A 20,191-nucleotide genomic window follows, 5' to 3' on the forward strand; every position below is an offset into this window, starting at 1 on the left:
GGCTGGGGGGGGGGTAGTCTGGTAAAAGTGCTATGTTGCGCTGATTTTGTGCAGCGTTGTGCTCTAGTTTAAATTCATTGAGAGTTATAAGAAGGTGTATACAATGAATAAAAAGTTTATAGCAACATTTGCTGCTGCAGCGATGTTGTGCTGTGTATGCAACGCTGGCGTTGCAGTGGCAGATGAAAGCACAGCTTTCCAGACGACCATCACTCAATTGGTAAATGAAGCAGATAATCATATTGACGCGTTAAAAAAGATTGTTAATGAGCAGGATGATGCTGAGCTGAAGAAAGCTTTTACCAAAGACCTGAAATCTGCTGAACAAAATAAACAAAAAATTCAGGATGCTCGTATAGTGATTGAAAAGTTTGAGAAAGATCTTACTGCTGCAGGCGATAATCCTGATGAAAATACACTTAAAACTTTGAAAGATGAGTATTATGCTGCGCAATCAGCCCAGAATCAAATTTTCTCTGGTGACAATCATACTCATTTAGTGGGTTGGTCTATGCCATATGACGATCCATTTGAAGGTTATCCTGATTATTCTCGCTGGCTTAAAGAAGCTATGTCCTATGGGAAAATTAGTGATGCTAATGTAGAAATAACTAAACTCAAGAACACTAAAGAAAAGATTGGCACTTTAGTAAAGTCAATAAAGCTACCTTCTGAAATCAATCCAGAAAATACTGATGATAAATGTGACCATGAATTTAAGGGCGAAGAATTACAGTTCTGGTATGATGGTGCAGCAGATGCTTCCAACACCAAATACGTGGCTGCACAATTAGATTATTGGCGTAAAGATGTGCAGTATATTAAGAACAGGTTGAAAGATAAAGTTGCTAAATCAGTTAGCGGACTTGCTGCTGATATGAAATATAACTTGGAAAATAAAATATATCACCTTACTTCTAAAGTCGAAGCAGCAATGAACCTTCATGACGGCGAAGAATATTTGCTAAAAGAATCGAAGGAATATAGCAATCTGGAAGATGCTTTCAAACATAATATTATGCAATATAACAACTTTGGCATAACAGAGGATCAAAGTAGCACGCCAGCTAAAGATGGCTTTAATTATAAGACTTATAGTGATCTTGAAGACAAGATTCAGAAGCTGTACGGCGACGAATCTTATAACATTCCTTCTCGATTTAGTACTATCGTGAATAATCCAGCTAATGCGGATGCTGCGACACGCAAAGATTACTTAGCATTTTACAAAAAGCGTATAGAAATTGAAAAACAGATAGATAAGTTGTACAAGCAGAAGAGAGCTTTGGGCGAGTATCCATATGAAGATCATAAGCCTACTACTGATTCGAGGACAGCGCGACCGGGTGCTATTTCTTACGCATACTTGCAATTGAAGTTTAAGAAGTATGTGCAAAATCTGCTTGACAAAGGAACAGATCTTAAAAAGTGGCTTGCAGAAAATAAACCGGCCTATGATGCTATATTTACGGAACGTAAAAAAGAGTTCGGAACCCCTAACAAAGTGTCTTACGAACAAAAGAAGTCTCCAAAGTATTTTGAGTCATTCTTTAAACAGCACCGTTATGAGTTTATTGAGAATTTGGTTGCTTCACGAGAATATAAAAAGTATGTGAAGAATGCGTTGAAAGACAATAAAACGTATGCGGATATGATTAAGGATACTGAAGATGCCCTTAAAGGCGCTGATAGTGATACTAATAATAGGTTGTATCCGCGTATTGATTTTATTAAGCATCTACAGGAATACGGCAATGATGATGAAGTTGCTAAGATTCTTGATACGGACGACGTAGCTTTGACTCCTGAACAGAAGTCGAGCGAAGCGCTGGTTGATGATAGTATCCCTGATTTCAAGAAACTTTCAGAACGCGATAAACCACATTTTCCGCATTCAAATCCGACTGGTGGCTCCTCCAGTGTCAATGTAGGTGGCTCTGCTGGTGGAACTAACACTGCTCCTCCAGTTAATCCTGACGATATTAATTCTGGCGATGATTCTGATGATTTCAACATCGACGATTTGAATCTTGATGACATTGATCTTGATGATTTAGGTCTTGACAAATTAGATTTGGATGATTTAGGTATTGATGATGTGGAGGCTGAGGACTTCGATTTCAGTGAGTTCGATACTTATTTGTCGGAAATCAGCGATGACGATTTGGCTTCCTTAAATATCGATGACATCAATTTTTGATGATTTAGGCTTGGGTGACTTGGATTTGAGTGATTTCTATAGCGATAATCCTCAGACCAATAATGATGAGTCTAAATAAACTGAGCCTGGCTATACAAAGGTTGTAGAAACTAAGTAATTATGTACTTGCTACTATTGCGAACGTAGCAAGTACATAAAACATGTAGGCGGTGCGGAGTGTATCCTCACCGCCTACTTAGTTATAGGGTTATAGCATTATATGTAATTGCCCTTGCGCGCTATAAGGTATAGCTCAAGCTACAACCCGAGCCAAGCCACAAAACAAACCTAAATGCCGTTACTAACTCAGCTAACGAATTGAGAAAATAACGTTGATAAGCCCAACACCGTTACTAATTCAGTCAGCCGACTGAAAAAATAACGGTAATTAGCGAAACACCGTTAATATCTCAGCTAATGAACTGAGCTAGTAATACTCAAGCATTCGTACAATCCTTGCTTTAATGCTCCAGCAACTAAAGAAATAACCCACATTCGATATAACATAATCCCAACTGTTGTAAGGGTTATGAGCTTATTTTTTTTTACATACTTTTGGCCTATAACCCGTTAAACGCACTTCGCTCCCACAGCGCGCTTAGTGGTATTGCATACAAATTATTCGACCACTGCATAATTTTTTGTCCCAAATAAACAACGTATCCGCTCTTAAATTCAGGTTTTTGCGCAAGAGCTACAAGCCCCTTAAAATCATTACGATTCACCATGCTAGAACTTTTCACTTCCACGCCAACCAGATTCCCGCGGAAACTTAGCACAAGATCAACTTCTTTAGGATTACTGCCAGTTTCACGCCAGTAGAAGCAATCCGGATGCATCTTAGACCATTGCACAGCAGGCATAATCTGATTTACAACGAAACTTTCGAGCAAATTTCCATACATAACGGGATCTTCCAAAGGATCATGACCTTTACTAATCATTGTTTGAACGCTTAAAGACGTATCAATCGGATGTATTTTTGCTCTAGCGAAGGTTTGACGATTTGGCGCAGTTTTTATATTCGGAAGAGTGTTTATTAAAAACCTACGCAAGAATACGCTAACATAACGCTCAATAGTTCGCCTATCTAAAGCAAGATCTTGACCTATTGAACTCGTGTTAAGAATCCCACCTGGCGTGCACAGCAACTTATTAAGTATGCTAACGGCCATGCTTCTATCTAATTTTTCTCCGGGGAGAATAGTATCGCCCAATACTGCAAGAATATCGCTTTCAACAAGCTTTTCGCGTTCCCAAGCTTCGTAAGAATCATATAATTGCTGATATTCTGGGAAGCCGCCAGCAGCCATCATTTTATATATTTCTTCTCTGCTTATTTCTTTTTCATATGTAAGATTTGGATTACTTTCTATAAGATTATCTACAATATTCTCACTATTTTGAGTAATTTCGCTCTGCGTAAAAGGACTCATTGTAAAGTGCTGAGCGCGCCTAGCAAGAGGATCTTGACCGTCTAGTCCATTGCGATTTATAAGTGCGCTACCTGTTAAAATATACTGAAGACCATTTTTCGTTGAATTATCAACTATTTCCTTTATTGCAAGCGGCAAATCTGTAAGTCTCTGCGCTTCGTCAATAACAACTGGAGTACTAATATTTTTTAGCCAACCGTATAAATCTGTTGAAGCAAGCGCGAAAGTATTTTCGTCCGCAAGACTTACGTATGAGAAACCTTTAGGAACAAGCTGCTTCTTTGACATCATAGTTTTGCCTACAGCTCTTGCGCCTTCGAGAATTACAACTTTTCGTTTTGCTTGAAGAATAGAATCAGCGATTGGTCTAGGAAAATATGTATTCATAAAAGTAACTATACACGAAAAAAATGTATTTTTTGTACATCGGATGTACGATTTTTTGTACATTCAATGTACAAAAACTACGAAACCGCGTATTAAGACATATTTATATAGGCGTACAACTAACTCAGTTTGTTGACTGAGTTAGTAACGGTGTTTTGCCGATTACCGTTATTTTCTCAGTTCGTTAGCTGAGTTAGTAACGGTGTTTAGTTTGTAGCTTTGCTTTTGTAGCTGCTTTTAGTTGAATCGGCTTACTTAAGAATGAGGCTTGCGTCTATAGGGTAGCCAAGTGCGTAGGCACTCAATAATCTTGATGTAATTAATTGTACAATCGCATCTTTAAAAGCTTGATGTGCTTGCATTGCGGTATTTTTATCGTTACTAATATTACCGTCTGTTAGTGTAGTTATTTCGTTGTGTTTACTGGCGGTAATTGTCATGGCATGTTGGAATGCTGCAAGTTCTGCACGCGCACAATCCATATAAGCGATTGCTGCAAGTGGTAAGTCTTTGTTGCTTGCAGAATCATGTGCTATCCCGCTTTCTAATGCTTGTGTTGGGATGTCGTATATCTTTTTTCGTAGGTCAGTGCTCGTATCTGCAGCATGCATAAAACTTTGTGCATTGCTCGCAGCTATATCGCTGTACTCCAATGGCAGATTTGGTACTTTTTTTGCTGCCAACGCTTGTAAAATAAATGCAAGTTGATCTTCTGCTGCAGCTGCGAGAACCAAAGGCTGATGCGACCATTTAAAATGTTTGTAATGATTTAATACTTCGCGAAGTTGTACGTAAGATTCATGCCCTCTTTGTTGTGTTGCTGTAATTATCTCTGTTGAAGTGGCTGTACTTGCTTCTGCATTAGATGTTGTGTTCTGTGAATCTTCACTTTTAGACTGCTGAGTAAGCATTGCCCATTGTGCCTGTGCACTGTACACAATGCTTTCGTTAAGTCGTCCAGGACATTGTTGAGAAACAGTCTTCCAAGCTTGGGCTGTAGCGGACCAATTTTTATGAGTTATGTTAGTTGTATCGCGATTGATGATGTGCTGATTGTATTGCGCAAGTTGGTAGGCTTTAGCACAGGCATTCTCAGGTGCTGTTACGTGAGTAATACGGTTTACGTGAATGTTTTGTAGCGTACTACAAGCACTCAGTGTGAGTGTGCTTGAAACGCTTATGAGGACAATCAATGCTGTGAGTAGTTTGCGTTTCGTGCTTCTGAGTATGGTTCGTAACAAAACATAAAGTGTCTGCATAATCTACTAAAATAGTCAACGACTGTGACCAATATATTCTTTAATCATTTTAGAAATATTGTTTGCTTGTCTATAGTAGTTGAAGTTGATTAAAAATGAGCTGAAGCTACTACGTTTTAATAATTACGTAATTAATAATCATAAATGAATGCGTTATAACGAGAGGACGTGCGCGATGGAATTGGATTTGGCGGGAATGCATCAGCTTGCGGCACAGCAGGGGATTAATGCCGAAGAGCTGGACGAGGCGCTCGCCGAGGCCTTGCGTCTTGCGTATATGAAAACCGCTCATCCTGCTAAGCATGTGCGAGTTGAGTTAGATGAACGTGCTGGTTCGTTTACTGTGTGGGCTAGGAATGAAATTCCTGGGGAGCCTACGGAAGATAACCCCTATCCAGCACCAACACTGGGAGAAGAATACGACGATACTCCACGTGATTTTGGTCGTCTTGCTGCGGCAACAGCCCGCCAAGTTATTAGCCAGATTTTCCGTAAGGCTGAAGATGACCGTGTGTTTGGTGCGTTTTCTGGTCAAAAAGGCAAGCTGATTAACGGCATTATTCAGCAAGATGCTAAAGATAATACTAATATTCACGTAGCAGTTGGCGATGTTGAGGCTATTCTGCCACGTCGTGAGCAAGTTCCAGGTGAGCGTTATCGTCACGGTGAGCGTATTCGCGTGTATGTTGTGAATGTAGCTCGCGGCCTGCGTGGACCGGAAATTGTTGTTTCGCGTTCTCATCCTGAGTTGGTTCGCCGTCTTTTTGAGCGTGAAGTTCCAGAGCTTATTTCTGGGGCAGTTTCAATTATGGCAATTGCACGCGAGGCTGGTGCCCGTACAAAGATTGCCGTAAGAGCTAATACTGAAGGTGTTAATCCAAAGGGTGCTTTGATTGGTCCTGGTGGTTCTCGTGTTCGTGCAGTGATGGAGAATTTGGGTCAAGAGAAGATTGATATCGTTGATTGGTCGGATGATCCAGCCAAGTTTGTTGCTGCTGCGCTTTCTCCTGCTACCGCTACACAGGTGCAAGTAGTCAGTGAGAAAAGTCAGACTGCAGTTGCTTTTATCCATGATTCTCAACTTTCACTTGCTATTGGCAAGGAAGGTCAGAATGCTCGTTTAGCTGCAAAATTGACTGGTTGGAAGATTGGTATTGAATCTGCTGAAGAGCACGCTAAGAAGGTTGCTGCTGCTCAAGCACAGAATACGCAGGCAACTTCAGCTGATTCACATGATATTGCATCTGTTGCTGAATAACTGTGTAACGAAAACGCAGGAATATAGTGTAATGAATACTATGTTTGAACGTTTTTAGTGCTCTTAAGTTACGCAATAAACAGATACATACTGGTATCTTCATTGCTTTGAGCGACACTCGCTGCAATCCAACGTTTCGAGTATGCTGAAAGCTGGAATTTGGGCGAAAGATTGTCATCGTAGTCCAATTGGAGACGAGGTATAAGATTATGGTCGCACGATGATATGTCGCACGATACTATGTAATAAGCTCGCAATAATGTAACGTGGTCGCGTGTACGAGCGCTGCCACAGACAGAGGAGAACACTGAGTGGTTAAAAAGCGCGTGTATGAACTGGCCAAAGAATTTGGTGTCGACAGTAAAACCGTGTTGGAGCGTTTGAAGAGCATGGGAGAATTTGTTAAATCCGCATCTTCAACAGTTGAGGCTCCAGTAGTACGTCGTTTGCAGACGGCTTTGGAAGCAGATGGTAATAATCAGTCTGCGAAACGTTCTGGTGCAAATAAACCTGTTGCGCCAAAAGCGAAAACTCAGGGCACAAAGCCTCAAGGTAAAGTACAGCATGAGGCTCATGCTACTTCTAATAAAGCTCATGCTGATACGCCTTCTGTAAAGCAGCATGATCATGCTGCAACAGTTCATGCAATACCGAAACCTGGTGCTGGTCATCCTCGACCAAATCATGGTTCGCGTTCAGGTGCTGGTGTTGCTGAATCTAAGCATGGTGAAGCTCGTGTTGAGTCTCGTCAGCAAGCACAGAATCAGTCTCGTGGCGATCGTTCACAGATGCCTCCGCGTCCTCGACCGCATCAAGGTGCTCAAGGTGCTGGTAATGCGATACCTCGACCAGGCAACAACCCATTTAGTCGTAAGCAGGGTATGCGTACTCCTACTCCGGGTGATATTCCACGTCCTCACCCGATGTCTCGTTTAGGTGCAGAAAATAACCGTGGTGGTCGTCCAGGTCAAGGTGGCGGCGCAGCTAATGGTTCGCGCAGTGAACGTGGTAATCGTTCGCGTAGTGGTCGTCCAGGTCAAGGCGGTAACCGTTCTTCTCAGTGGTCTGGGCAGCGTCGTGGTGGTGCTGGTGCAGCTTCTGCACGCCCATCAGCAGAATCTCGTTTTGCAGCCCAAGGTGCTAGCTTCCAAGCTGCAGCTGCAGGTGCTCCAAACGGTGGTCCATCTCGCGGAGGCGGTCGCGGTAGGGCAGGTGCTGCAGGTGCATTTGGTCGCCAGGGAGGTAAATCTTCTAAAGCTCGCAAGAACCGTTTAGCAAAGCGTCGTGAATACGAAGAGCTCAAAGCACCAGTTATTGGTGGCGTGCGTATTCCTTCGGGTAATGGCGCTACGATTCGTTTGCGTCAGGGCGCAACTCTTTCTGATTTAGCAGAAAAGATTGATGTCAATCCAGCAGCTTTGGTAACTGTACTTTTCCACTTGGGGGAAATGGCAACGGCTACGCAGTCGTTGGATGAGTCGACTTTCCAAATTTTGGGTGAAGAGATCGGCTGGAATATCAACATTGTTTCTGCGGAAGAGGAAGATAAGGAGCTTTTGCAACAATTCGACATTGATTTGGATGAAGAAGAATTGCAAGAAGATGACGATCTTCAGTCTCGTCCGCCTGTTGTAACAGTTATGGGTCACGTTGATCATGGTAAGACTCGTTTGCTTGATACTATTCGTAAGTCAAATGTGATTGCTCGAGAAGCTGGTGGCATTACGCAGCGAATCGGCGCTTATCAGGTAACGGTAAATCTTGAGGGTAAGCCTCGTAAGATTACCTTCCTTGATACTCCAGGTCACGAAGCGTTTACTGCTATGCGTGCTCGTGGTGCTGAGCTTACGGACGTTGCAATTCTTGTTGTTGCAGCAGATGATGGTGTGATGCCTCAGACTGTTGAAGCTATTAATCACGCTCAAGCTGCTCACGTGCCAATTGTAGTTGCTGTAAACAAGATTGATGTTGAGGGTGCTAACCCAGATAAAGTGCGTGGTCAGCTTACTGAATACGGTTTGGTTGCTGAAGAATACGGCGGTGACACCATGTTTGTGGATATTTCTGCAAAGCAGGGCACCAATGTTGATAAGCTTCTTGAAGCTGTACTGTTAACTGCTGACGCCGAGCTTGATCCTAAAGCTAATCCGAATATGGATGCGCGCGGTGCAACTATTGAAGCTCGTCTCGATAAGGGTCGTGGTGCTGTTGCTACTGTTCTTGTACAGCAAGGTACTCTCCATGTCGGTGATTCAATTGTTGCTGGCACATCTTATGGTCGTGTGCGCGCAATGCTTGACGAAAACGGCAATCACTTGCAGGATGCGGCTCCTTCAACACCTGTTCAGGTGCTTGGTTTGACTTCAGTTCCTACTGCTGGTGACTTGTTCTTGGTGACTTCAGACGACCGTTCTGCTCGTCAGATTGCTGAAAAGCGTCAAGCTACTGAGCGTGCTGCTCAGCTTGCTAAGCGCCGTAAGGTTGTGTCTCTTGAAAGCCTTAAAGAACAGTTCGCTAAGTCTGAAGTTGATATGCTGAACATTGTTATTAAGGGTGATTCTTCCGGTTCTGTGGAAGCTTTGGAAGATTCCTTGATGAAGATTGAGGTTTCCGAAGAAGTTGGTATTCAGGTTATTCACCGTGGTGTTGGTGCAATTACCCAGAACGATGTGAACTTGGCAACCGTTGATAAGGCTGTGATTATTGGCTTCAATGTGCGTCCAAACCGTCAGGTTGCTGATTTGGCAGATCGCGAAGGTGTGGAAGTTAAGTACTACTCGGTTATTTACAAGGCAATTGAAGATATTGAAGCTGCTTTGAAGGGTATGCTGAAGCCGGAATTCGAAGAAGTTGTTACTTCACATTCCGAAATTCGCGAAATCTTCCGTTCTTCCAAGTTTGGCAATATTGCTGGTGTTATGGTTCAAGACGGCGAGGTCAAGCGCGGTACGAAGTGCCGTATTTTGCGCGACGGCGTTGCTACAGTCAACGACCTGGAAATCTCCAGCTTGCGTAGATTCAAGGATGACGTACAGTCTGTTAGCGAAGGTTACGAAGCTGGTATTAATCTTGGCAGCTTCAACGACATTGAGCTTGGTGACGTAATTGAAACCTTTGAAATGCGTCAAATTGAGCGCAAATAATACAATACGCGTAACTGCATGAAATTGTAGCATGAAGCTGATGTGCATGAGCAAGAAGTGATAAAAGCAGTAGCTTGTGGTTATTGCTTTTATCACTTTTGCTATTTTTCATGGTAATTATGCATATAGATTGCAGTTACGTTGATGAATGATCAAAAGAATACATAGTTTTATAGGTTTTCGTAAGTTTTCGCATATGTTGCGAATATGGTAAGGAGTATGCCATATGGCAGGAACTAATCCTAGAGCTGCTCGTATTGCAGCGTTAATTCAGCGCGTTATTGCTTCTAATATGGAATCACAGTTGCACGATAAACGCCTAACGAATGTAACTATTACAGAAGTGCGAGTTACTAACGATTTGCAGATTGCAAAAGTTTATTGGACGCAGCTTGGTCACGAAGGAAAAGAACAGGGCGAGCGTCAACGCGCAGCACTTGCATTACAGCAGGCTCATGGTCGTTTACGTTCATTGGTTGGTGCAAAAGCTGGTTTGCGTTTAACTCCGCAATTGCAATTCGTTTATGATGAAGTGCCTACAGAAGCACATGAAATTGAGGATATTTTGGTTGCTGCTCGTCATAGAGATGAAGAATTAGCAAAGATGCGTGAGAATGCTCAATATGCTGGTGAATCAGATCCTTATAAGAAGCCACATGAAGATGATGGCGACGAATTCGATGATGGCGACGAATTCGATGATGATGACGAATTCGATGATGGCGACGAATTCGATAATGGCGACGAATTCGATAATGATCTTAACGAACAATCAAGTGACGCATCTGGCTTTGATGAATCTCATTAATACATCAATGCTATTTGTATTTTTAAATAAATATTTTTCAAATGATGATGAAAAAAATTATGCCAACTTCTGGTCTTCTGCTTGTAGATAAACCACAAGGCGTTACTAGTCATGATGTTGTTGCTTACGCTCGTCATCTACTTCATACGAAGCGAGTAGGTCACGCAGGCACACTTGATCCAATGGCAACTGGATTGCTTATTGTGGGATTTGGTCATGCTACGCGATTGTTAAATTATATGCTTGGTCATCAGAAAACCTATGAAGCAGTAATACGATTAGGTGAAGCTACTACTACAGATGATGCTGAAGGTGAGATTCTACCAGAATATGCGTTACAAGCAGGACCGGGCATTGCCATGTCGAATCGCGATGACCTTATGGACAGCTTGCTGAATACTAGTATGGCAACTATTGAAAAAGATGCGTTATTGCAACAAGCCTTTCAGCGTATGAAGCAAATTGTTAGCAAAAACTTAACTGGCAGGATTATGCAAACGCCAACTGCTTTTTCTGCAATTAAAATTAATGGTCAGCGAGCTTATGATTTGGCGCGCGAAGGAAAAACAGTAAATCTTGAATCGCGCGAAATAACGGTTCATGAATTTACTATCAGTAATCCACAGCTTACTAGAGGAGTAAGCGGTAGGCTTGTGTGTGATATTACTGCAACAGTTTCGTGTAGTAGTGGAACGTATATTCGTGCGTTGGCGCGTGATTTAGGGCGTTTGATGGGTGTTGGTGGTCATCTTACTCAACTTCGTCGCACTAGCATTAGTGATTTTTCAATTAATGATGCTCGAGTAATGAAGCTTAATGTAGAAACTCGAGAATTTACTGATCGAAATGGAATATTGCAACAGCGTGCAAAAGTTGTATCTCCTCCTCATTTTGACGCAGATAATATGCTTCCTCAATTTTGTTTCAATATGTTGGAAACTGCTGAGCATACGCTACCAATGGTTCTTATTGATGCTGTACAAGCGCAGGATTTACGTTTTGGGCGTTGGATTTCTCTTCCATCAATTGATAATACGTTACAATATCCTGCAATAGCTTACTCATTAGTTGAAGATACAGCACAATATGATGTAGTTGCAGTAGTAGAACCAGCAAAAAATAGTAAAAGTAATCAAATCAAACCAATTGTGGTATTTCCGGTAAGCGAGAAGACTGGTAAACTAGAGTAAGTAGTGAAAATAACGAATTACGGTTTGGCGTAGTTTGCTTGAGTTGATGTTTGAACGCGGATAGTAAGGATATCATGAAGGTCATTGACATTCGACCAGATGCTAACGGCATGATTAATTGGCCAACGCTAAGTGCAGAGCGTAAAGCTGTTGTTACCATTGGTTCATTCGACGGTATGCATAAAGGACATCGTGAAGTTATTCGTCGAACGGTAGATTTAGCGCGCAGGCGTGGTGCATTCTCGGTTGTGATTATGTTTGATCCGCGTCCGAGTGTTGTGCATGCTAATCCTGATTTGTATGATGACTTTGGTGATATGAATGTCGAACTACCAGATGATCCTGATGCTCTTACTAGCGTGCGTCAGCGTTTACGCGTGATGTCTGAGCTAGATGTTGATCATGTGGTGATTGTGCGTTATAGTCTCGCTTTTGCGGCAAAATCATATCGTTTCTTCTTAGGACAGCTCGTTGGAAAGCTGGGCATGCGAGCGTTAGTGCTTGGCTCTGATGCTGCTCTTGGTGCTCGTCGTGCTGGCAATATTTCGGCTATTCGTGAATTGGCACAAGCTACTGGAGTTTTTGAGCTGATTGAGGTAGAAGATTTAGGCCCAGACGATGTGCGTGTACCGGATCCTATTGTTCGTGAAGTGCCTGAAATGCCGGGAGATCCTAAGAATCCATCTGATGGTATGAATAAGGCTGAATATCGTGCTTGGACTAAGAGTATGCCGAATAAGAAAGTGCGTGCTTGGAGTTCTACGAATCTGCGCTGGATGCTTGCAACTGGTCGAGTTAAGGAAGCTCGTGAAATTTTAGATCAGCCGCATCGTGTTGAAGGCGTTGTGATACATGGCGAAGAACGTGGTCGTGAGCTTGGTTTCCCAACAGTTAATCTTGGTGAAAATATTGAAGGATATGTACCAGTTGATGGTGTGTATGCTGGCTGGGTAGTTGATTTAGACGCTGATAATAAAAATGATGCTCAGTTCATAAAAAATGCGGTACCAGACATGAGTGTATTGCGTCGTGATGAGCTTCATTTGGGTGTACATTCTCCGTGGCGCTGGCCGGCAGCTATTTCTATTGGAACGAAGCCAACCTTCAATCATGATGGCGAAAAAACATCCGAACATACTGTTGAAGCTTACGGTTTGTTTGATGATTGGAAAGATTTATACGGTCATCGCGTGTGCATTGAATTTGCTAGCTTCTTGCGTCCACAGCAGGCTTTTGATTCAGTTGACGAGTTGAAAGACATGCTTAAACACAATGTTGAAGAAGTTCGCACAATTACTAGTGCCGAAGCTGAAGTCTGATTCTGATATTTGCGTTGAGTTGCGTTTTTAGCTTTCGCTTTCTACGAGTGCTTTCAAAATTGTGTTTGCGAAAGCATAGAATATACGTATGGTAAACGCAATAATGGATCTTAAGCAAAGTAAAACATATGATCGTGCACTTGGAGCTATTGTTGGTCTTGCTATAGGTGATGCGCTAGGCATGCCAACTCAAAGCATGAGCGCTCAAAGCATACGCCGTTTTTATGGTGGTTCAATTACAAAATTAATGGATGCTGTAAGCCAGCAGCCAATCGCGCCAAATATGAAAGCGGGTTCCGTAACAGATGATACGGAACAAGCTTTTTTACTTGCTGAACGCATAATCGCAGATAATGGCAATATTGACAACAACAAGTATGCGCAAAACCTCCTAGATTGGGAGGCACAAATGCGCGAAAAAGGTTCCCTTGATCTTCTAGGGCCATCAACTAAATCCGCTTTACAAGCACTGGTAAATGGAGTAAGTCCTGAAGAAACAGGCAAATTTGGCACAACTAATGGTGGTGCAATGCGCGCAACGCCAGTCGGAATCGCCTTCAAACCAGGCGAGTCACTTGCTCAGGCAGCAAGAAAATCGTGCTTAATTACTCATAACACAACTCAAGGAATTGAATCCACGACGTTACTTGCGGCAGCAGTAAGCTTAGGTATTGAAGGTTGTGAAAATCCGCTTAAAGAGGCAATAAAATTTGTAAAATCACTTCCAAAATATGGTAATTGGAGCGCAAAAGCAAGCGTTATAAGCAGGGTCGAATTTTTCACTAAAAAAGCTGAGGAGTTGAGTTCCGCATCTGTTAGTGACGAAGAATTTGCAGAAGTACTCCAAAATGATTGTGGTACAAGTGTTGAAGCTCATGAATCTGTAGCTGCAGCTTTCGCAATTGCAACCCGTTTTGCGAAGGAACCAACTCAAGCTGCGTGTTTTGCGGCATCGATTGGCGGGGATACGGATACGATTGCTGCAATGTGCTCAGCAATGTTGGGTTCAAAATACGGTCCGCAAGTGTTCGATGCAGAAATACGAGGACGTGTTTTAGAAAATTTGCGAGTTGAACACTGCTACGACGTAGAAAAGACAGTGTATGATTTGTGTCTAATTAGAGAAAATACTGCGCAATAGCTTTCAGAGGCGATTACAATGGGTGAATCAAACCTAAACTTGAGCAATAAAACGAGTTTGATTGCGCCGCGAGTGATTTCACTCGGCCAAATTATTGTGGATTTAACTATGAAAGTTAACTCCGTTCCTAAGCCTGGTGAAGACATATTTGCGAGCTCGTGCAATATGTGCGCTGGTGCAAGTTACAACATGCTATTTGCTGCAAGTCAAATGGGAGCTAATGCGCAGTGGGCTGGCGTGCTGGGCGAAGGTTATTTTGCAAATATTATTTCTGAAGCTTTAAATGAAGCGCATATTTCGCATATTGGCACAAAAAATTCGACGCTTGATTCTGGATTTTGCGTAGCTCTTACGGACGCAAGTGCAGAGCGCACTTTTATATCTACTAAAGGTGCGGAAACTAGTGGTGACGAGCATGCTTTTGACTTTGTAAATCCTAATCCGCAAGATGTTGTGTACCTTAGTGGGTACACGTTTGTGAGTCCTATAAAACGTGCGCTTTTGCGATTTATGATGAGAACAAGCGGCTCAAGCGGTTTGGGTAGGCCAAGCGGTTTGGGTAGTAGTGCTTTAGAGAGTTCTTTTTATTGTTGCAAGCACCGATTTACTGCGTTTTTTGATGCGTCGCCGATGGTTGCAAATATTGTAGATGAAGATTTAAAAGCGTTGATTGACTATGCGCCAATTTGGGTGTGTAATGCCAGAGAAGCGGAGATTTTAGCGAAAAGACTTAACGCTTGGAATGATGATGAATACAACGAAGGTGTTGTTGAAGAAAGTATTGACTGTAAAAGTGGTATTTGCGAAACCAATAATCAACTTACCAATCACAAAATTGAGCATTTGCAGCGTGCGTTACAAGCTCCGCTCGTTGTTCACACGGGATCTGATGGAGCTTGGGTGTGTGATGTAGGCAAAGAAGCCGAGCATATTAAAGGATTTCAAGTAAAAGCAGTAGATACAAATGGAGCTGGAGATGCACATACTGGCGTGCTTGCTGCTTGCATAGGCTACAAAATGACGCTTAAGCAGGCGGTTTTGTGCGCGAATGCTGCAGCAGCTCTTGCTGTCACAAAATATGGGCCTGCAACGTGTCCTACAAAAAAGGAGATAGAAGATTTTATTAAAACAAATGTTTATTAATACCAATATTTGTTGATTTTTCTTAAGAAATTCAAAATCAAAAAATCTGTAAAGCAGAATCAACCTAAAAGAAACTAGGTGAACAATGAGTAAAACTCAAATGGACGAATCTAAAGCTCAACAAGCATCAAACTCGTCAAGTCAAAACTCCTTAAGCATAGAGGAGCAAGGCATAGACACAATCAGCGAAAGTGAGCGTAAAGGAACGCCGGCAAGCCTATTTTGGCCGTGGTTTGCAGCAAATATTTCCGTATTTGCAATGTCTTATGGAGCGTGGGCATTAGGTTTTGCAATATCCTTCTGGCAAGCAACGCTTATGACCATAATTGGCGTAATTGTATCATTCCTACTTGTTGGAGTAATATCAATAGCCGGTAAACGCGGAAATGCACCAACAATGGTATTAACTCGTGCAACGTTTGGCGTGCGTGGAGCCAACATTCCAGCAGCACTAAGTTGGATCGCAACGCTTGGCTGGGAAATTTCGCTAGCCATAACTGCTGTTCTCGCGATGGCAACAGCTGCAGAAAAGCTCGGCTGGGGTAGTGGTACAAGCGTTAAAATTGTGAGCACAATCATCGTAGTTGGATTAATTGTAGTGGTTGGAATTTACGGTTACGACTTAATTATGAAATGCCAGCAAGTTATAACAATTGTAACAGGAATAATAACTCTTGGATTCTTTGTACTAGGCTGGGGTCATATAAACTTTGCTGCGATTGGCCAAATTCCAAACGGATCTCTTCCGGCAATGCTAGGCTGCTGCTTCTTCGTGATGACAGGCTTCGGCATCGGCTGGGTTAATGTTGCTGCAGATTATTCCAGATACTTGCCTAGAAAATCTTCAAATAGTGGAATCGTTTTTTGGACTACTTTTGGAGCATCAATTGCAAACGTATTCCTAATTTTCTACGGTCTTTTGCTTGCTGCGTCAAATATGCAATTGGCTCACAATGTTGGGAATGATCCAATCGGTGCAATTGCGGCGATTCTGCCAGCTTGGTATCTGATTCCGTACACGATTGTAGCGGTGTTAGGACTTATGTCTGGCGCAATTATGGACAATTATTCCAACGGTCTTGCGTTGCTATCTTTTGGAATACGTATTCCGCGTGCTGTTGCGGCAATTATCACGGCAGTGCTTACGACCCTCGGCGTTGTTTACGTTACATTCTTCTCGGACACGTTTATTGGACCATTCCAAGGTTTCTTAACAACTTTGGGAGTACCGATGGCTGTTTGGGCTGGAATGTTTACTACGGATGTGCTTGTTCGTAAAAAAGATTACTGCACTGAGGACTTATATAAGCCGGAAGGTCGCTACGGTGCTTGGAATGTGAAAGCTTTTGTGATTCTTTGCGTTGGAACAATTGTTGGGTGGGGTTTGGTTGTAAATTCTGCAGCGAAATGGCTCACATGGCAAGGATATTTGCTTTGGTTTGTTGGTGGAAAATCAAGCAGCTGGGCTGGTGCGAACCTGGGCGTAATCATCGCACTGCTCATCGGATTGATTGGCTCACTCATTTTCCAGCGTAAAGATATTGCTAAGCAAGAAGCAGATTTACCAACGAATGAAATTGAAAAATAACAATAAATCTCAAGGATATTCAAATGATTAAAGAAGACGAATGGTTAGTAGTAATCGACAGGCAACGCGTTTTTTGCGAAAGTGACTGGTCGACTTGGGCGTGCGCAGATCATACCTATGATTCAACAACCGAAGCTTTTACCAAACTTGCGAAAGCTTATGGGAATCGAGTAATTTATACGCGTTACGTAGCTCCTCTTAAGCCAGAAAACGCTTGGGTTGACTATTTTAAAGATTGGCCACAATTCCTTGTAGAACCTAACGACCCAATGTACGACTTTACGCCAGAAACGGCAGAACTTGCGGAAGGTCACACCGTAGTTACATGCGAAACTTTCGGCAAGTGGGGTACAGAACTTAAAGCCGCATTGGGTGACTGCCGCAAGATAACAGTTTGTGGAGTTGCAACAGATTGTTGCGTACTAACAACTGCTTTAGCTGCGGCAGATAGCGGTGTGGCTGTACGCATTGCGGCGGATGCATGTGCAGGAAGCACGCCAGAAAATCATAAGCTGGCTCTTAAAACTATGGAGCTTTTTACGCCACTTATTACGGTGTGCAACACAAGTGAAATTCTTAACGAAGTGTGATAACACATTCATGAGATGCTACATTCAGTTGATGCAATAAGTGATTTTCGTAAACGAGCGCTTAATGCAGTGTTAATGTTGCATGTTTGAGACGGGGCACTGGTGCAGTTTTGATACGCGCTAGTGCCCCCCGTTATTGTTTTCACATGTGCATAATCCCAAAATTAGTATGTATGAAAGTTCGCCTGCTAAGTCACAAACCCAGTGCTTGCAATGCTTCTCGTACTGTACGAACTTCAATAATTTCAAGACCTGAAATAGTAATCTTTTTACGCATTTGACACACAATTGCACGTCGGTAGCCTATGCGAACAGCTTCGCGTAGGCGAGGTTCTAATCGCGGTACCGGTCGTACTTGACCAGTTAAGCTTATTTCGCCTATAGCACACGTAAAAGGTAATAATGGTTTCTTCTTTGCTGCGCTCGCCAAAGCAGCAACAATTGCAATATCACAAGCAGGCTCTTTTGCAAGAGCGCCAGCAATAGTAGAAACGTAAAGATCTTTAGCTAAAAGGTTTAATCCACCATGTCTATAGAGTACTGCAGTGAGCATAGCTATTCTGTTAGTGTCTACGCCAGAAACTGCGCGTCGCGGCGTTGGTAGAACTGATTCAGTAACAAGAGCTTGAAGTTCAATAGGTAAACTTCTATGACCCTCAAGTGTAAATGTTACGCAGGTGCCTTCGTTTTGAGTATCACTGTTAGAAGATAAAAAGAGTCCAGATGGGTCGGGAACTTCTTCAATACCTTCGCCGCCCATATCGAAACATCCAACTTCATCAGTCGGACCAAAACGATTTTTTACAGCTCTTAGCATGCGCAGTGCTGTTTGTGTATCTCCTTCAAATTGGCAAACAGTGTCTACTAAATGTTCAAGTGTGCGCGGGCCAGCAATAGAACCGTCTTTAGTGACATGACCAACAAGCAAAACTGGAATATTATTTGCTTTAGCAACATCAATGAGTGCACTCGCAACTTCTCGCACTTGTGTGGATCCGCCAGTAATACCATCAATATTGTGAGAAACAATTGTTTGAGCAGAATCCACAATTGCTAATGTAGGCTGATGTTGTTCAATAAGTGAAAGAACAGTATCAAGATCACCTGTAGTAGCAAGTAGGAGAGAGTCGCTGATGGCATGAATACGTGCTGCACGTAATTTGACTTGAGCTGCTGATTCTTCGCCAGAAATATAAAGTACGGGTGGATTGTTATGAGCTTGTGCTTGTTGAGCTGCATTTGATGCAGTTTTTAAGAGTAACGTTGATTTTCCAATGCCTGGCTCTCCTGCAATAAGTGTTACGGAACCGGGTACCAAACCGCCTCCTAGAACACGGTCAAATTCGCTAAAACCAGTATGAATGCGTGATGCGTTGTTGGTTTTAATGACACTCATTGGTTGTGCTAGGTCAGTTGAATTGACAAGCGTGGAGTTTGTGCGACGATACTGTACAGTAGAAGTGTTGTTTGCTGTAGAAATACGTGCAGTTCGTGCTGTATGAGACAAGCTGCTGATGTGGGCTTCTTTGAACTCTTTTACCGTGCCCCATTCGCCGCATTCAGGGCAGCGGCCGTACCATTTTGAGCTGTTCCATCCGCATTCAGAGCATACGTAGTGGAGAGGAGATTTACTTGCCATATCTTGACGCTATATGCTTTCGGAGACAATGACGCGCTGTGATTATGGTAGGCACACATAATCAGCATAGGTGATGCTAAGCGTCATCATGCTGTGACATAATGCAAGTATGTCAAATACGAATGCTTCAAATATGAATGCGTCGAATATGAAAGTACTAAACGCGCATAATTCAACACATAGTAAATTACTGATAGTGTTGACTTCTGCTGCAATAGTAGTGGTGTTGGCATTACTTTCAGCGTTTGTATGGCCAGGTTGGGCATTAAATCACGATAGTGTTGCTAATAAGAGTCATATGGTTATGCCTAAAACTCCTTCTATACCAGCTAAAGCTTTGCCTGCATCTTCAACAGCGTTATTAAAATCAATGCCAGATAGTGTGCTTGACTTTGCCCGTATTGATGCTATTCCGAGTGCTACGTGGACTGAATCATCTCCTTTAGAAGAGTATTCTGTGAAATATTCAACTGGACAAGCTGATGGCGAAGTTTCGTTAACAGTTGCACAATGGTCGAATCGTGATTCTGCAAATAAGCAATATGAGGCACTAGTTGATGGGCTTAAAGGCTCAGATGTTGCAAGTGGAAAAATCCAGGTTGGTGGCAAAACAGTCGGAAGCTATGTGTTGCGCATTGATGAAAGCGATAAAACACAAGCTAGTGCATTATGGCAAAACGATACTGCAGTATTTGAAGTTACTGGTACTAAGCAAGCTGTAGAACGTTTTTATCACAGTTTCCCAATGTAAATTGTTTTAAAATCAAGTGATTTGAGTGATAAACTCACCAAAGTCGTCAAAACGGTGTAACATTAGGCAAGTTGCACACTTTACATAGGAATGGAGGCTTCAGATGGGTTCTGTCATCAAGAAGCGCCGCAAGCGGATGAGCAAGAAGAAGCACCGCAAACTGCTGCGTAAGACTCGTCACCAGCGCAAGTAATTATGCTTATGCGTTGATGCGTGTCTGAACGTTTAGGCACGTAATACTTTTAAAAGCGTCGGGTTTCCGGCGCTTTTTTGTTTATATATTTTGCGGATTGTCTTGCAAATATTCGCGTGGTAGAGATTTGAGATTTTTCGCACTGA

At 42.6% G+C, this 20,191-nt stretch carries 15 protein-coding genes; 12 read left to right on the top strand and 3 right to left on the bottom strand.

Annotation, left to right across the window (positions count from 1 at the left end):
- Positions 1–103 precede the first annotated feature (103 nt).
- On the top strand, positions 104–2,200 hold the full coding sequence (locus HMPREF3208_RS03710; RefSeq protein ID WP_064347306.1) for a hypothetical protein: 2,097 nt from the start codon (positions 104–106) through the stop codon (positions 2,198–2,200).
- A gap of 560 nt (positions 2,201–2,760) precedes the next feature.
- Here the strand turns inward: HMPREF3208_RS03710 and HMPREF3208_RS03715 are convergent.
- Both HMPREF3208_RS03715 and HMPREF3208_RS03720 read right to left on the bottom strand, forming a co-directional pair.
- Entirely contained in the window at positions 2,761–4,023 is a 1,263-nt protein-coding gene (locus HMPREF3208_RS03715; protein ID WP_016637170.1) for an ATP-binding protein, read from the bottom strand.
- Between the two features lie 251 nt (positions 4,024–4,274).
- A complete protein-coding gene (locus tag HMPREF3208_RS03720; RefSeq protein ID WP_064347308.1) occupies positions 4,275–5,282 on the bottom strand; it encodes a hypothetical protein in 1,008 nt (335 codons plus the stop codon).
- 175 nt (positions 5,283–5,457) lie between these two features.
- Here HMPREF3208_RS03720 and nusA point away from each other — a divergent pair, with 175 nt between their 5' ends.
- From nusA to HMPREF3208_RS03765, 9 genes are all read left to right on the top strand, one after another.
- The gene (gene nusA / locus HMPREF3208_RS03725; protein ID WP_016637987.1) at positions 5,458–6,540 is read left to right on the top strand and encodes a transcription termination factor NusA; all 1,083 of its coding nucleotides are present in this window, start codon (positions 5,458–5,460) and stop codon (positions 6,538–6,540) included.
- 311 nt (positions 6,541–6,851) lie between these two features.
- Positions 6,852–9,683, top strand: a complete 2,832-nt coding sequence (gene infB, locus HMPREF3208_RS03730; protein ID WP_064347310.1) for a translation initiation factor IF-2 — start codon at positions 6,852–6,854, stop codon at positions 9,681–9,683.
- A 226-nt stretch (positions 9,684–9,909) separates the two neighbouring features.
- Positions 9,910–10,491 (top strand): 30S ribosome-binding factor RbfA, encoded by a 582-nt coding sequence (gene rbfA, locus HMPREF3208_RS03735; protein ID WP_064347312.1) that lies wholly within the window; start codon positions 9,910–9,912, stop codon positions 10,489–10,491.
- Positions 10,492–10,535: 44 nt separating this feature from the next.
- Positions 10,536–11,681, top strand: coding sequence for a tRNA pseudouridine synthase B (locus HMPREF3208_RS03740; RefSeq protein WP_419185095.1), 1,146 nt, complete (start codon positions 10,536–10,538; stop codon positions 11,679–11,681).
- A gap of 74 nt (positions 11,682–11,755) precedes the next feature.
- Entirely contained in the window at positions 11,756–13,000 is a 1,245-nt protein-coding gene (gene ribF / locus HMPREF3208_RS03745) for a bifunctional riboflavin kinase/FMN adenylyltransferase (RefSeq protein ID WP_016637050.1), read from the top strand.
- Between the two features lie 88 nt (positions 13,001–13,088).
- Positions 13,089–14,141 (top strand): ADP-ribosylglycohydrolase family protein, encoded by a 1,053-nt coding sequence (locus tag HMPREF3208_RS03750; protein ID WP_064347314.1) that lies wholly within the window; start codon positions 13,089–13,091, stop codon positions 14,139–14,141.
- An 18-nt stretch (positions 14,142–14,159) separates the two neighbouring features.
- Entirely contained in the window at positions 14,160–15,284 is a 1,125-nt protein-coding gene (locus HMPREF3208_RS03755) for a PfkB family carbohydrate kinase (RefSeq protein ID WP_064347315.1), read from the top strand.
- A gap of 85 nt (positions 15,285–15,369) precedes the next feature.
- Complete coding sequence (locus HMPREF3208_RS03760; protein ID WP_016637047.1) at positions 15,370–16,872, top strand: purine-cytosine permease family protein; 1,503 nt, start codon at positions 15,370–15,372, stop codon at positions 16,870–16,872.
- Between the two features lie 23 nt (positions 16,873–16,895).
- Positions 16,896–17,462 (top strand): cysteine hydrolase family protein, encoded by a 567-nt coding sequence (locus tag HMPREF3208_RS03765; RefSeq protein WP_016637046.1) that lies wholly within the window; start codon positions 16,896–16,898, stop codon positions 17,460–17,462.
- Positions 17,463–17,655: 193 nt separating this feature from the next.
- Here HMPREF3208_RS03765 and radA read toward each other — a convergent pair whose 3' ends face one another.
- Entirely contained in the window at positions 17,656–19,101 is a 1,446-nt protein-coding gene (radA, locus tag HMPREF3208_RS03770; RefSeq protein WP_064347317.1) for a DNA repair protein RadA, read from the bottom strand.
- A gap of 109 nt (positions 19,102–19,210) precedes the next feature.
- Here radA and HMPREF3208_RS03775 point away from each other — a divergent pair, with 109 nt between their 5' ends.
- Positions 19,211–19,852: a hypothetical protein gene (locus HMPREF3208_RS03775; protein WP_016637043.1), complete on the top strand. Its 642-nt coding sequence runs from the start codon at positions 19,211–19,213 to the stop codon at positions 19,850–19,852.
- Positions 19,853–19,955: 103 nt separating this feature from the next.
- The gene (locus HMPREF3208_RS06485) at positions 19,956–20,045 is read left to right on the top strand and encodes a 30S ribosomal protein bS22 (protein ID WP_004268639.1); all 90 of its coding nucleotides are present in this window, start codon (positions 19,956–19,958) and stop codon (positions 20,043–20,045) included.
- The last annotated feature ends 146 nt before the right edge of the window (positions 20,046–20,191 follow it).

Origin of the sequence: Gardnerella vaginalis, assembly GCF_001546485.1 — a bacterium.
In the GTDB taxonomy this organism is placed as follows: domain Bacteria; phylum Actinomycetota; class Actinomycetes; order Actinomycetales; family Bifidobacteriaceae; genus Bifidobacterium; species Bifidobacterium vaginale_D.

Bases quoted from the DNA above. Each gene is read 5' to 3' on its own strand.
- HMPREF3208_RS03710 (WP_064347306.1), top strand. From the start codon at position 104: ATGAATAAAAAGTTTATAGCAACATTTGCTGCTGCAGCGATGTTGTGC.
- HMPREF3208_RS03715 (WP_016637170.1), bottom strand. From the start codon at position 4,023: ATGAATACATATTTTCCTAGACCAATCGCTGATTCTATTCTTCAAGCA.
- HMPREF3208_RS06485 (WP_004268639.1), top strand. From the start codon at position 19,956: ATGGGTTCTGTCATCAAGAAGCGCCGCAAGCGGATGAGCAAGAAGAAG.
- HMPREF3208_RS03760 (WP_016637047.1), top strand. From the start codon at position 15,370: ATGAGTAAAACTCAAATGGACGAATCTAAAGCTCAACAAGCATCAAAC.
- HMPREF3208_RS03720 (WP_064347308.1), bottom strand. From the start codon at position 5,282: ATGCAGACACTTTATGTTTTGTTACGAACCATACTCAGAAGCACGAAA.
- HMPREF3208_RS03765 (WP_016637046.1), top strand. From the start codon at position 16,896: ATGATTAAAGAAGACGAATGGTTAGTAGTAATCGACAGGCAACGCGTT.
- ribF (WP_016637050.1), top strand. From the start codon at position 11,756: ATGAAGGTCATTGACATTCGACCAGATGCTAACGGCATGATTAATTGG.
- HMPREF3208_RS03740 (WP_419185095.1), top strand. From the start codon at position 10,536: ATGATGAAAAAAATTATGCCAACTTCTGGTCTTCTGCTTGTAGATAAA.
- HMPREF3208_RS03750 (WP_064347314.1), top strand. From the start codon at position 13,089: ATGGTAAACGCAATAATGGATCTTAAGCAAAGTAAAACATATGATCGT.
- HMPREF3208_RS03775 (WP_016637043.1), top strand. From the start codon at position 19,211: ATGTCAAATACGAATGCTTCAAATATGAATGCGTCGAATATGAAAGTA.
- radA (WP_064347317.1), bottom strand. From the start codon at position 19,101: ATGGCAAGTAAATCTCCTCTCCACTACGTATGCTCTGAATGCGGATGG.
- rbfA (WP_064347312.1), top strand. From the start codon at position 9,910: ATGGCAGGAACTAATCCTAGAGCTGCTCGTATTGCAGCGTTAATTCAG.
- HMPREF3208_RS03755 (WP_064347315.1), top strand. From the start codon at position 14,160: ATGGGTGAATCAAACCTAAACTTGAGCAATAAAACGAGTTTGATTGCG.
- nusA (WP_016637987.1), top strand. From the start codon at position 5,458: ATGGAATTGGATTTGGCGGGAATGCATCAGCTTGCGGCACAGCAGGGG.